10 protein-coding genes are annotated in these 13936 nt (G+C 41.1%); 6 read left to right on the top strand and 4 right to left on the bottom strand.

Annotated elements, in window-relative coordinates; all coding sequences use genetic code 11:
* Window positions 1–267: 267 nt before the first annotated feature.
* From rfbB to gmd, 5 genes are all read left to right on the top strand, one after another.
* A complete protein-coding gene (rfbB, locus tag ABIB40_RS11050) occupies window positions 268–1320 on the top strand; it encodes a dTDP-glucose 4,6-dehydratase (RefSeq protein ID WP_354358976.1) in 1053 nt (350 codons plus the stop codon).
* Entirely contained in the window at window positions 1320–1868 is a 549-nt protein-coding gene (rfbC, locus tag ABIB40_RS11045) for a dTDP-4-dehydrorhamnose 3,5-epimerase (protein WP_354358974.1), read from the top strand. The genes rfbB and rfbC overlap by 1 nt, the downstream gene beginning before the upstream one ends.
* Entirely contained in the window at window positions 1861–2724 is an 864-nt protein-coding gene (gene rfbD, locus ABIB40_RS11040; RefSeq protein ID WP_354358972.1) for a dTDP-4-dehydrorhamnose reductase, read from the top strand. The genes rfbC and rfbD overlap by 8 nt, the downstream gene beginning before the upstream one ends.
* Window positions 2725–2851: 127 nt before the next feature.
* Window positions 2852–3718 (top strand): glucose-1-phosphate thymidylyltransferase RfbA, encoded by an 867-nt coding sequence (gene rfbA, locus ABIB40_RS11035; RefSeq protein WP_354358970.1) that lies wholly within the window; start codon window positions 2852–2854, stop codon window positions 3716–3718.
* Window positions 3719–3825: 107 nt separating this feature from the next.
* A complete protein-coding gene (gene gmd, locus ABIB40_RS11030) occupies window positions 3826–4962 on the top strand; it encodes a GDP-mannose 4,6-dehydratase (protein WP_354358968.1) in 1137 nt (378 codons plus the stop codon).
* 321 nt (window positions 4963–5283) lie between these two features.
* On the opposite strand, the gene ABIB40_RS11025 is transcribed toward gmd, so the two are convergent.
* A complete protein-coding gene (locus ABIB40_RS11025; protein WP_354358966.1) occupies window positions 5284–6012 on the bottom strand; it encodes a tyrosine-protein phosphatase in 729 nt (242 codons plus the stop codon).
* Between the two features lie 470 nt (window positions 6013–6482).
* On the opposite strand from ABIB40_RS11025, the gene ABIB40_RS11020 reads away from it, so the two are divergent.
* Window positions 6483–8024 carry a SulP family inorganic anion transporter gene (locus ABIB40_RS11020; protein WP_354358964.1) on the top strand — a complete coding sequence of 514 codons (1542 nt, stop codon included), beginning with the start codon at window positions 6483–6485 and terminating at the stop codon, window positions 8022–8024.
* Window positions 8025–8237: 213 nt separating this feature from the next.
* Here the strand turns inward: ABIB40_RS11020 and ABIB40_RS11015 are convergent, their stop codons facing one another.
* The 3 genes from ABIB40_RS11015 to ABIB40_RS11005 form a co-directional block, all read right to left on the bottom strand.
* Complete coding sequence (locus tag ABIB40_RS11015) at window positions 8238–12140, bottom strand: PAS domain S-box protein (protein ID WP_354358962.1); 3903 nt, start codon at window positions 12138–12140, stop codon at window positions 8238–8240.
* Between the two features lie 648 nt (window positions 12141–12788).
* A complete protein-coding gene (locus ABIB40_RS11010) occupies window positions 12789–13322 on the bottom strand; it encodes a DUF5606 family protein (RefSeq protein ID WP_354358960.1) in 534 nt (177 codons plus the stop codon).
* Between the two features lie 94 nt (window positions 13323–13416).
* Entirely contained in the window at window positions 13417–13875 is a 459-nt protein-coding gene (locus ABIB40_RS11005; RefSeq protein WP_354358958.1) for a peptidylprolyl isomerase, read from the bottom strand.
* Window positions 13876–13936 lie beyond the last annotated feature (61 nt).

The raw sequence follows: 13936 nt of genomic DNA, 5'->3' as shown, positions 1-13936 counted from the left end.
ATGGTCGGTATAAAACATCAATCTGCTTTTTATTTGTTTTCTGAAAAGATTTTCAACATTTGCCATATTGCTGTTTAAAATTACGAATTTCTCCATTATAACGATTTAAATGTATTTAAAGCAGGGTTTAGAGACAAAACACTTGGCTAAAAATTCCAGCACATGCCACAAACACCTTTAAATTACTGTAGATAAAATTGCATGCCAGCACTGTTTAATTGGTTTTTTGTTAATTCCGTCGTATTTTGCATCGATAAAATAGATAAAGTGAAGAAAATACTCATAACCGGCGGGGCAGGTTTCATAGGCTCTCATGTGGTTCGTCGATTTGTAAACAACTATCCCGACTGCCAGATCGTCAACTTGGATAAGCTTACCTATGCGGGCAACCTGGCCAATCTGACCGATATAGAAGGCAAGCCGAACTATTCTTTTGTAAAGGCCGATATCGTAGATGCTGATGCGATCAATACGCTTTTTAGGGAAGAAAATTTCGATGCCGTGATCCATTTGGCGGCAGAGAGCCATGTAGATCGGTCGATTATAGACCCGACCGCTTTTGTGATCACCAATGTAATCGGTACGGTAAATCTGTTGAATGCGGCACGAGAATATTGGAAAGGCGATTATGATAAAAAGCGCTTTTACCATGTAAGCACCGACGAGGTGTATGGTGCATTGGGAGAAACAGGAATGTTTACCGAAACTACTTCTTACGATCCGCATAGCCCTTATTCTGCCTCAAAAGCAAGTTCGGATCATTTTGTACGTGCCTACCATGATACTTATGGCCTAGATTGCGTAATCTCCAACTGCTCCAACAACTATGGTTCGCACCATTTTCCAGAGAAATTAATCCCATTGGCCATAAACAACATCAAGAACAACAAACCCGTGCCCGTGTATGGCAAGGGCGAGAACGTGAGGGATTGGCTTTGGGTAGAAGACCATGCCAGGGCGATTGATGTGATCTTCCATCAGGCGAACGCTGGCGATACCTATAACATAGGTGGCCATAATGAGTGGAAAAATATAGATTTAATCAATTTGTTGTGCGGCATTATGGATGAAAAACTAAAACGCGAGCCGGGCACTTCGGCAAAGTTGATTACCTATGTAACCGACAGGGCTGGGCACGATCTGCGTTATGCGATCGATTCTACCAAACTTCAAGAAAACCTGGACTGGGTGCCAAGTCTCCAGTTTGAGGAAGGTTTGGCCAAAACAGTAGATTGGTACCTGGAAAATGAAGAATGGCTGAACAACGTTACTTCTGGAAATTATCAAACTTATTACGAAAAGCAATACCACAATAGTTAATGGAGATAGAACAAACCGGTTTAAAGGATTGCGTGATCATCACGCCAAAAATATTTGAGGACGCAAGGGGATATTTTTTTGAAAGTTTTAACCGAAGTGCATTCGAAGAGAAAACGGGCATGTCGGGCAATTTTGTGCAAGACAACCAATCTGTTTCCACTTACGGTGTAATTAGGGGGCTACATGCGCAGGCAGGAGATTTTGCCCAGGCAAAGTTGGTACGGGTACTTGAGGGCGAGGTGTTGGATGTGGCGGTAGACGCCAGGCCTGGCTCTCCGACCTTCGGGCAGCAAGTGGCGGTAAAACTAAGCGCGGAGAACAAACGCCAATTGTACGTGCCACGCGGTTTTCTGCATGGTTTTTCGGTATTGAGCGAACGGGCGGTCTTTTTTTACAAATGCGATAATTTTTACAACAAACAGGCAGAAATTGGGGTTATGTACAACGATGTAGATTTAGGCATCGATTGGCATATTCCTGTCGAAAAGCAGGTTGTTTCAGAAAAAGACCTAATCTTAAACTCATTTTCATCGTTACAACATGGGTAAAATAGTAGTGATAGGCGCGGGCGGCCAATTGGGGCAATGTTTAAGAACGGTTGCAGCAGAGCTAAATATCGGCAACGTGGTTTTTCCCGGAGAGGGAGAGGCGAATATTTTAAATGTAGAGCAGCTTAACGGACTCTTAGGAAAAGAGGAAGCAAAATACGTTATCAATTGTGCGGCCTACACTGCGGTAGACCAGGCAGAAGATGATAAGGCAAAGGCAAGAGCCATAAACGAAACTGGCGCGGCAAACCTTGCCGAAGCCTGCAAAGCCCATGGGGCGACTTTGGTGCACATCTCTACGGATTTTGTTTTTAGGGGAAACGAGGTGAAACTGTTGACCGAAGAAGATGTTGCCGAACCGATAAACGTGTACGGGGAAACAAAATTAGATGGCGAACAGGCCATCAGCTCTGTTTTAAAAGAGCATTATATTTTACGCACCAGTTGGCTTTATTCCGAGTTCGGAAATAACTTCGCCAAGACGATGTTAAAATTGGGCGCAGAGAGAGACGAGTTGAACATCATTGCAGATCAAGTAGGTACGCCCACTTATGGCATAGACCTGGCAAATACCATCTTTGAGGTAATTGCAAAGGATGAACAGAAATACGGGCTCTACCATTACAGCAACGACGGTGTTACCTCTTGGTACGATTTTGCCAAAGCCATTTTCGAATTGAGTGGCACACAGGTAAAGGTAAATCCGATACCCGGCGCTTCCTATCCTACGAGAGCCAAGCGGCCGAGTTTTTCGGTGATGGATAAAACCAAAATAAAGGAGACCTTCGAGGTAGAGATACCTTATTGGAGAGATAGCTTAGCGGTTTGCATCGGGAAGATAAAAGAACAAGGTTGAGGTTGAGGTTGAAGGTTGGGAACAAGTCCAAAGAACAAGGAACCTGCCGTTGACCAAAAGATAAACCAACATATTATTAAAAGCCCCTTTGGGGTTTGGGGAGAAAAGAAATTTAATACGCATAAAAATGAAAGGAATTATTTTAGCTGGCGGCAGCGGCACCAGGTTACATCCGCTAACGCTTGCAACAAGCAAGCAAATGATGCCCGTGTACGACAAACCGATGATCTATTATCCGCTTTCTACCTTAATGTTGGCAGGAATAAGGGAGATTTTGATCATTTCTACCCCGCACGATCTGCCCAATTTCGAAAAGTTGCTCGGAGATGGAACTTCGCTAGGCTGTAAGTTCTCTTATGCCGTGCAAGAAGTGCCGAACGGACTCGCACAGGCTTTTGTAATCGGTGCAGATTTTATCGGTAAAAATAAGGTAGGCCTTGTATTGGGCGATAATATTTTTTATGGTGATGGCATGTCAAACCTCCTGCAATCAAGTTCGGATCCAGATGGCGGAGTGGTTTTTGCCTATCAGGTCTCTGATCCAGAACGTTATGGAGTGGTTGAGTTTGATGCGCATAAAAAAGCCATTTCTATAGAGGAAAAGCCTACAAAACCAAAATCTAACTACGCGGTGCCGGGCTTGTATTTCTACGACAACGAGGTGGTGGAAATTGCCAAAAATATAGAACCTTCGCCCCGTGGCGAATACGAGATCACAGATGTTAATCGGGTTTATCTGGAACGCGGCAAACTAAAGGTAGGCGTACTCAGTCGCGGTACAGCCTGGTTAGATACCGGAACATTTACCTCGTTGATGCAGGCCGGACAGTTTGTTCAGATCATAGAAGAACGTCAAGGGTTAAAAATTGGTTGTATAGAGGAGATAGCCTACCGCATGGGTTTTATTTCTGCAGAGCAGTTGAGGGAAATAGCCAAGCCTTTGGTTAAAAGTGGCTATGGAACGTATTTGCTCCAACAGATTAAAGGCGGATAGTAGGGGGCAATAAAGTTTAAGCTGCTAGCTCGATACTTGTGTAATTTGCGTTTTTAGCCAATAAAATTATTAGCTATCTTTGCAACATTAAATTCCAATAAATCTTTATGAAAGTAGCCTTAATTACGGGCGTAACCGGGCAAGACGGTGCATATCTAGCTGAATTTCTTTTAAAAAAAGGTTATTTTGTGCACGGACTGAAAAGACGTTCTTCCCTGTTCAATACAGATCGAATCGATCACCTGTACCAAGATCAGCATGAAAGCAATGTCCATTTCAAGCTTCATTATGGTGATCTGACAGACTCTACCAACCTCATCAGGATCATTCAGGAAACGCAGCCAGACGAAATTTACAATTTGGCAGCGATGAGCCATGTGCAGGTAAGTTTCGAAATGCCAGAGTATACAGCAAATGCAGATGGAATAGGCACGCTCAGACTGCTAGAGGCAGTTAGAATTTTAGGTCTGGAGAAGAAAACGAGAATTTATCAGGCGAGTACTTCAGAATTATACGGCTTGGTGCAAGCCGTGCCGCAGAGCGAAACAACACCGTTTTATCCACGTTCTCCATACGCTGTGGCGAAAATGTATGCTTATTGGATCACCGTGAACTACCGCGAGGCCTATAACATGTTCGCTTGCAACGGTATCTTATTTAATCACGAAAGCCCATTGCGGGGAGAAACTTTTGTAACGAGAAAGATTACCCGAGCCGCGGCAAAAATAGCGCTCGGTTTACAAACATGCCTGTATCTGGGCAATCTATCTGCACAGAGAGATTGGGGGCATGCAAAAGATTATATAGAAGCCATGTGGCTTATTTTACAACAAGAGAAGCCTGAGGATTTTGTTATTGCAACCGGAGTAACCACTACCGTTAGAGATTTTGTGCGGATGAGTTTTGCCGAGCTCGGCATCGAAATAGAGTTTTCTGGGAAAGACGAATATGAAAAAGGCGTGATCATCGGATTGGATGATGACCTCTTAGGTGAACTTGGTGTCAATAAAGAAAAGCTTTTTTTGGGGACAACAGTGGTAAAGGTAGATTCGAAATATTTTAGACCTACAGAAGTAGATTTACTTTTGGGCGATCCTACAAAATCAAAAACACAATTGGGTTGGGAGCCGAAGTATGATCTTGCTGCTTTGGTAAAGGAGATGATACTTTCTGATTTTGAGTTGATGAAAAAAGACGAATATCTCAAACAAGGCGGCTTTAACACTTTGAATTATTTTGAGTAGGAGGAAGGGATGAAAGAGCAAAGAATAAGGAGCGAAGAGGTGCGGAAATTGGAGGTCATAAATTGGATGTCGGACACTTAAAGAAAAACTGTGTCATCCTTGAGCTTGTCGAAGGACAAAAAATCACATCTCATTTTATTCAGATAATACCCCGAAGCTCTGATTCGGCGGTCAGAGCGGAAAGTTTGAAAACGAAGTGTTTTCAAAAAGCTAAAAATAAACTCTCTGCCACCAATACCCCGATAGCTCTGCTTCGGGGTCATTTATTGATCGTTCCTTATTCTTCGCACGTCATCAATCTAAAATCATAGATAAACTAGATTACATCAATTCTTGGTTTTTTAGTAGGCCACTGTCTAACAACCTTACAAAAAATTTGTTTTGTGGTACTTGTGCCAAAGTTTCGATGTGTTTTAGGTGATGGGTGTCTGTGCCAATAAAATCAATCATGTCTTTTTCGATCAGCTTCTCTGCAATTTTTCTAATGCTTTTGCCATAATGGTCTGTTAACGATAGGGCATTTACCTGTAGCTCTACACCCATGTCTTTAATTCGTTTGTAATATTCGAAATGCCGATGAAAAAACAGGTAACGCTCTGGATGCGCAAGTATTGGCTGATAGCCTTTCAAGCTTAAATCAAAAAAGCGCTCCTCTAAGTCGTACGGCTTTGTAATTTGACTAAATTCTACCAACAAGCGGTTTCCGGGCAAGGGCATTACTGCACCTGCTTCTAACTGACCTTGGAATTGTTCGTCTAAATAGTATTCTGAAGATAAACGGAAAGTTAAACCTTCGGGCAATTTGCCTTCGAGTAAAAGGTGGCCTTTGCCCAAGGTTTTTTGGGTATTTGGATGGATGTCTTGCAGAGTATGTGGCGTTGTTATCAAGTGCTCAAACCCCAAATTCTTTAAGCCATTAATTAGTAAAATGCTGTCTGCTATATCCTTCGCACCATCGTCGACGCCAGGAATTAAATGAGAGTGCATGTCTAAGCCTACCTTGCTAAAATCGGTAGGTTGATCTTTACGGGGTCGGTTGAAAAAAAGCATACGTTCCTTATCTAAATAGCTAGCAAAGGTAAGGTTTTTTGGCAAAAGGGGGATGAAGTTGGTTTGGGGTTTGCAATAAAGATGGTAGAAATGTTAAGAGAAGCCTTTCGGGTAATTCTTCAGCTAGGCGATAGGAGAGGATTCACAACTAGTTTGAGTGGTCTGCAAGGGTTTCACTTTTTGCATATTTTTTGATGAAGGTATTTCTGGTTGTGATGCCTGCTTCTTGTGGTTCTATTCTAACTTTGCTATAAACCAATAGCAAAAGCTAATTTTCGTTTTGCCTATTGTAGCCTTTTTTTATACATTTGCGCTTTAATGAAAAGATCTACTAAATCCTCTCCTGTTACACCTGCTTATTCGCTTAATTTTAAAAGCACGGTTATGCTCAAATTTTAATTTGGGTTGCAGTCTCTATATCATTAGTCTCAACCAATTATTTGTTTTTATAATTTCAATCTTTCCTCAACATGAAGGCATATTTTAATTTATTCGACTTTAAGCAAACTGTCGATTACAAGACAGAAGTGCTGGAAGGGTTGACTGTAGCCATGACGATGATTCCAGAATCTCTGTCGTTTGCCATCTTGGCAGGATTCGCGCCTTTAACGGGTCTATATGCTGCTTTTTTAATGGGATTAATCACAGCCATATTTGGTGGCCGGCCTGGAATGGTGTCTGGCGGAGCAGGGTCTACAGTTGTCGTACTCATCGCATTGATGCAATCAAATGGAATAGAATACGTGTTCGCAGCAGTAGCGTTGGCGGGTATTATACAACTGCTGGTGGGGTTATTTCGTTTGGGCAAGTTTATACGCTTGGTGCCACAGCCTGTTATGTATGGCTTTGTTAACGGGCTTGCGGTAATTATCTTCATGGCACAGATAGAACAATTTAAAGTGGTTTCAGCAAGCGGTGGCGAGTCTTGGCTGTCGGGTTCAGCACTTTGGGTTATGCTTGGTCTGGTACTTTTAACCATCGCCATCGTTTTAGTTTTTCCAAAGATAACCAAAGCAGTACCGGCTTCTTTAGTTGCAATCATTACAGTATTTGTGCTGGTACTTGGATTTGGCATAGATACCAAAACGGTTAAGGACATTGCTTCTGTTAGCGGTGGATTTCCACCTTTTCACATACCCGATGTGCCTTTAAATCTTGATATGCTAAAAGTGATTTTTCCATACTCGTTGGTAATGGCCGGTGTAGGATTGGTAGAAAGCCTGCTTACCTTAAACGTAGTAGATGAAATTACAGGGACTAGGGGCAAAGGAAATAAGGAAGCCGTTGCGCAAGGGTCTGCCAACATTGTAAATGGTTTCTTTACGGGCATGGGTGGTTGTGCTATAATCGCCCAATCTTTCGTAAACCTTTCTGCAGGATCTAGGGCTAGGCTATCTGGTATTGTAGCTGCGCTAACCATTTTATTGATTATCTTATTTGGTGGCCCCATTATTGAACGTGTACCCATGGCCGCCCTAACAGGCGTAATGATTATGGTGGCCATCGGTACCTTTGAATGGATAAGCTTGCGCATTGTAAATAAAATGCCCCGTCACGACATAGTTGTAGGTATTTTGGTTGCAGTAATTACCGTTTGGCTGAACAATCTTGCGCTTGCTGTGCTTATTGGCGTAGTCTTGTCGGCCCTGGTATTTGCTTGGGAAAGTGCAAAGAGAATACGGGCGAGGAAATACGTGGATGGTCAAGGTGTAAAGCACTATGAAATATTTGGGCCTTTGTTTTTCGGTTCTACGACCACATTCTTAGAAAAATTCGATGTATCAAACGACCCAGAAGAAGTAATTGTAGATTTTAAAGAAAGTAGAATTGCTGATATGAGTGCTATCGATGCCGTAAGCAAACTCACCGAAAGGTATGATAAAGTTGGTAAAAAGTTACATCTGAAGCACCTAAGCGAAGATTGCCGTTTGCTGCTCAAAAATGCAGAGTTAGTAATCGATGTAAACATTAAAGAAGACCCGAGCTATAAGGTAGTGACAGATAAGAGGTAAAGGCGCTTTAAAAGTACTTGCAGGAATGGCGAACCGAATAGGCATGATTCGGCTTATAAAATATTGAATTCCAAATATTTACCCTGTTAAAGCCAACCTCACCAAAAGCCTATTCCCCTCATTAATTTCTCGAAGAGTGGTGCGCGTAGTGATTAACTTTTAGTAGTTAAGGCAGTAAACATACCCTTTACCAGATATTCTTAGTGTTTGTCATTATAATAGAGCAAGACAAATATCTATTTCCGCTTCTGTTTCTTTATATAGAGCGGAGACGGCTTGAAAATCATGGGTTTGCTCCAATGATTTAGCCAACTGAGAAAGTTTAGGTAAGCCAGCAGAAGATGCAGTTCCATACAGCTTATGCGCAAGCGGCGAGATTAGCGTGATGTCTTTTTGGTCATAGCCTTCTTTTAAAAAGATTTTTGATTGCTCCAATTGTTGCTTGGTCATAGCCAAAATGGTATCTAGAAGGGATTGGTTTCCTTTAACCATTTTATTTAGCATATTTAAATCTATATGTCCTTCCTCTGGCGCATTTTTGATTTCCGTTTCTGTTTTAAAGATTTTGTTTGTGGGCAACCAGTTGTGCAATACCTCGCGCAGCGCTTCTTCTGAAACGGGTTTGGGTACAAAGTCATTCATTCCTGCTTTTATACAACGTTCGCGCTCATCCTTAACGTTTCCAGCGGTAAGGGCTATGATCGGAACTGAACCCATTTCGTCTATTTGCCTGATGGCTACCGTTGCATCGTATCCGTTCATTGCAGGCATTTGTATGTCCATTAATATGATGTCTGGTTTTTTTAATTTAGCGAGTTCCAAAGCCTGAAGGCCATCACTCGCCTGCAAAATCTCTACATTAGAAAAAGCACCTTGAATATAGGTAACTGCCAACAGCATATTTATTGGATTGTCGTCTGCTACGAGAATTTTGAAAGACATTTCAGAAATGTTCTCTCGACTAGCTAAGATGCCTAAATTAGTTGCCTGTGGCCGATTCTTTAATCCTGCCAACGATCTGTATAAGTTTTCTATCTTTACCGGTTTTGAGAGGCTACAATTAATTCTTGACTGTTTGCGGGCATTTAATATCTTCAAATCCTCCGAAGAACTGTGCAACAGTAGAATTGGAAAATCTTCCATGAAAGCCGGGAATTTTTTGCGCATTTTTTCTACGGTTTCTATGCCATTATAATTCGGCATGTGATAATCAATAATCATCGCATCAAACCGGGCACCTGCGCTCATCAATGCAATGGCTTCCGTTCCATTGCTAGCTTGATGGCAGTTTATTTTTTTTGCACCAAGCATCTCTTTTAATATGATTCTGTTGTTGTCGTTATCATCTACAACTAGAATGTCTTTTAGCCAACTTAAATCGCTTTCAATACTTAAATGCTCAGACTCTGTTTTGGCAAGTATATCGAAAGAGAATACACTACCACGCCCCTGAGAACTTTGCACGTCCATCTTGCTATCCATTTTTTGTAGCAATTTGCTGCTTATGGCCAAACCTAGCCCTGTTCCCCCATATTTTTTGCTAGTTGAGGAATCTTCTTGCTCAAATGCTTTAAAAATTTTGTTAAGTTTTTTCTCATGTATTCCAATGCCGGTATCGCGTACTGCAAAACGTATAGAGGAACTGTTCCCGAGCTTTTTCACTACCCCAACGCCAAGTTCAATTTCGCCTTGTTCGGTAAATTTTGCTGCATTACTTAATAAGTTGTATATTATTTGCTTTAAACGAACGGGGTCAACCCAGATAAACCGTGGAACATCTGGAGCAATGTTAAGCAACAATTCAACGCCTTTTTGTTGTATTTGGAAGCTAATGATGTCTGTTGCTTGGCTACAAAGTTCTATAATATCACACCGCTCAATATCCAACTCAAGCTTACCAGCCTCAATTTTAGAAAAATCTAATATGTCATTTATAATGTTCAAAAGATCGTTCGATGACTGATGAACAATTTTTAAATACTGAGCCTGTGAATCGCTAAGTTCTGTTTTTAACACAAGGTCTGTAAAGCCAATTATCCCGTTTAAGGGCGTTCTGATCTCATGGCTCATATTTGAAACAAATTCAGACTTTGCCATGCTAGCCTGTTCGGCGGCCTTTTTTGCTTCTTTTAGCTCTTCTGTTTGTTTCACAGAAGAAGTTATATCTTGCGTAAAAATAACGATGCCTCCAATCTTTTCGGGCGATTCATACCATGGCCGCATTTCCCACTTTATATAAATGGGCTCAGTTTTCCCTGGTAAATAAAGCATATCTTGCTCTTTGGTTTCTACCGATCCCGATAGGATTCTCTTATGGCGCTCTTTTCCCTCCTCACCTATAAACGAAAAAGGCCCATAAAAAGAGGTGCCAAGTAAAGCGTTGTCGGCCAATCCATAATTCTCGATCCAGCGGTTGCTCACTGCAATATAATTCATGTTGTTATCTAACATTGCTATTGCAGCTGGCGCATGCGCAGCAAAGGCAGAAAGAATAGCTGTGGATCTTTCTGCTAAAATCTCAGTTTTCTTACGTCGATCTATATCCTGAAATGACCCATATAGCCTCTTACATTTTCCGTTTTCAAACACTCCTTTTCCTATACATTTTACCCATTTTTCTTTCCCTGTAAATGTCTCGATTTGGAGCTCTAAGTCCCACCCTTCGCGAGTTGAAAGACATTTATCAATTGCACGTTCAATCGCTGTACGAGATCCACCTTCTTTATAAAAATCAATAGCTCGCTCCAACTGTGGCTCAAAATCTTTTGGTGCATCATGAATCTCTCGCGTTACTGCGGTCCAATGCAGTTCATTTTCGTCGATATCTAACTGCCATCCACCTACTTCGGCAAGTTTGTTTGTTTGTTGCAGCAGATCAGTTACTTGCACAAGTTTTTCTTCTACCAGCAGGCGCTCGGTAACATCGAGTCCGTTACCCAGAACATAATCTGGCTGACCAGGATAGCTCTCTATAACATTATTAAAAATAAGGGTTTTAAAACGTCCGTCTTTTGTCTGCACGTGCATCTCGCCTGTACCTCGCCCAGTTTTGGCTATTTGATCTAGGTAAAGCTTAAGATATTCGTGCCTTTGGGCGGGGATGATGTTAAAAAGGCTCATTTGCTCAAGCTCCTGTTGTGAATAGCCCAACATAGTAGCACCTGCTTTATTAACGGAACTAAGGTTTCCTTCCAAATCGTGTGTACAGAGCAAACCCTGAGAGTTGTCGAACAAAGCCCTCATGTGAAATTCACTTCTTAAAAGTTTGGATTCGTTTTCCTTAAGCAAGGTCACATCCCTGCCGGTTGCAAATATATTGCCAGAGCCAGGCTCGGGGCTAGCCACCCACTGTATCACTTTGTATGCTCCAGAAGAAGTTATAAATCGGTGCTCAAAATTGGTAACTGATTTTCCTGATTTGAGCTTTCCTACCGCTTTCCGGGTTTTAGTTAAATCTTCAGGATGAACAAAGTCGAAAAAATTTTTCTCCAACATCTCTGCCTCCTTCCAGCCTAGCAATTGCTTAAATGCGGGATTAACTTTTATAAAAAAACCGTCAATACCGGCAACACATAACAGGTCATTTGAGAATACAAAAAGCTTTTCGAAATTGAGCAGGTCAGCTCTTAACCTTTTCGCTTTAATGAGTTCCATAACCTCGAGACTTAGCATTCTAAGTGCCTCTCTTTGGTTATGTCGAAGTTCATTTGGTTTATTATCTAGAACACATAAGCTACCGAGGGCGTTGCCATCGGGATCTATAAGCGGATAACCAGCATAGTATTTTATACCTTGTTCTGTATCTACGAACGGGTTGTAACGAAAACGAACATCTGCATCGGCATCTTTAACCTCTAAGAATACAGAATCCATTATGGTATATTTGCAGAAGGCTACCTCTCGCGGCGTATGGTCTATGTCTAGCCCAACTTTGGACTTAAACCATTGGGTATCTTCATCAATAAGGGTAATAATAGAAATAGGCATTTCACAGATGATCGAAGCAAGGTTGGTAATCCTATCGTACTCGGCTTCAGAAAGTGAATGGTCAATCCCATAGTTCAGAAGTGCCTTAATACGGGAATCTTCATTTTTTGGTATGATTGAATCTTGCATAATCAGCTCAAGTTATTATTAAGATTTAACTTATGAAGTGTAATTTCAAATTTAAAGATTAGTTAGTTGTATATTGTACTGAAACTCGTTATTTTACAAACATTCATAGAAAGTTCGTTTATAGAAAGCTCCAATCTAAGCTAAAATTTATATATCAACCAGGATTTTACCTTTCGTTGAAATTTGGCCAAAACATTTTTCATATATTTAATCTTGGCGATTTTTTGACGATATACTTTTTTTAGGTTATTTGCGCTAGCCAATGCAATGGCCACACTTCTGTTGGTTTCCCGAAAAACGAAGAGACAATGAAAGACGGCAAGAGCGTTGAGAGCGTTGAGAGCGTCCAAATAACCGAGATTGCAGAATACTTGATGGCCAAACGGGTTATTTATGGAAAGAGAGGTTAACAATCATCTTTTAAATAAAAGAATATGTTTTTAGATAATTATAAAAGAAATTACAATTTTAAGAGCCGTAACAACAGTGGCAGATACAACTGGCTTGCTATACTGATATCGGTATTGGTTTTTGCTTTGCTTTGGTATTTTTTTGCCTAAAAGCTGGGCTTTAAATAAAAAAAACATCACCGGTATGCTAGTGATGTTTTTTAGAAAGATTTAGCAGTATTCGAAATATTTGAAGCGCCTAAACTCCTTTCTTGCTCGTCATGCTTGCTTTTTTTGCCGGCGCAGAGGTTCTGCTAGTGGCTTTGGCGTTTGCGGGCTTTGCAACTGTACCTTTAGACTTTTTATCGGTTTTAGTTTCGGCTACCTTGGCGTCTACTTCTTCTTTTACCGCCTCTTCTGTAAACAAAGGCATGTCTTTAATAATGTTATACCAAGTTGCAATTTTCTTCATGTCAGAACCGTACACCTTCTCCTGATCGTAACCGGCAGCAACTTCTCCAAAATACGTTTTCAATGCTGCCGCATCTCCTTTCGGATCAATCGCCACATCTTTTTCTGCCATGTTAGCAAAAATGTCTGCCAGTTTTATTTCTTCATCTTCGCCGTAAACGGTAATGTCTTCTAAAGATGCAAGTTTTGTATTTGCCATATTGGCGGTAAACTTAGTCTTTTGATCGTCTAAGCTCTCTAAAATGTAACCCACCTTATTCTGTCCAACCAATTTGAACAACCCTGGCTTGCCAGATACGGCAACAATTCCTCTTAGGTTCATGTTTTTTCTGTTGATATATGAATGTAAATGATCAAATAACGAACTTTAACGGTTGAGAACACCCAACAGTCAAATCCAATTCATCATTCGAAACTTAATCTATAATTTCTATGCTGTTAATTTTATCACCTTGGCGTACATCGTCTACCACATCTACATTTTCTACCACCTTGCCAAAAACAGTATGGTTTCTATCTAAATGTGCGGTGTTTTCTCTGCTGTGGCAGATAAAAAATTGCGAGCCACCAGTGTTTCTTCCAGCATGTGCCATAGAAAGAACGCCTCTATCATGGTATTGATTCTCGCCGTCTAGCTCACAATCGATTTTGTAACCCGGGCCACCCGTTCCAGCTAAATGCGCTTTAGATGGGTCTTTTGTGTTTGGGTCTCCAGTTTGAACCATGAAATTAGGAATTACCCTGTGAAAACTTACACCGTTATAAAAGCCTTCGTTAGCCAGTTTCTTAAAATTTGCTACCGCTTTTGGAGCATCTTGCTCAAAAAATTCTACGGTCATGTCGCCTTTATCGGTCTTTATAATTGCTTTACTCATTGTTGCTGCTGTTAAAAAATAAAATTCATCTCCCGTTAAAACTCACGTGGACTGAAGTAAT

This window comes from Pedobacter sp. UYP30 (assembly GCF_040547165.1).
Classification (GTDB): domain Bacteria; phylum Bacteroidota; class Bacteroidia; order Sphingobacteriales; family Sphingobacteriaceae; genus Pedobacter.
This window is presented reverse-complemented; position numbering and strand designations above follow the sequence as displayed.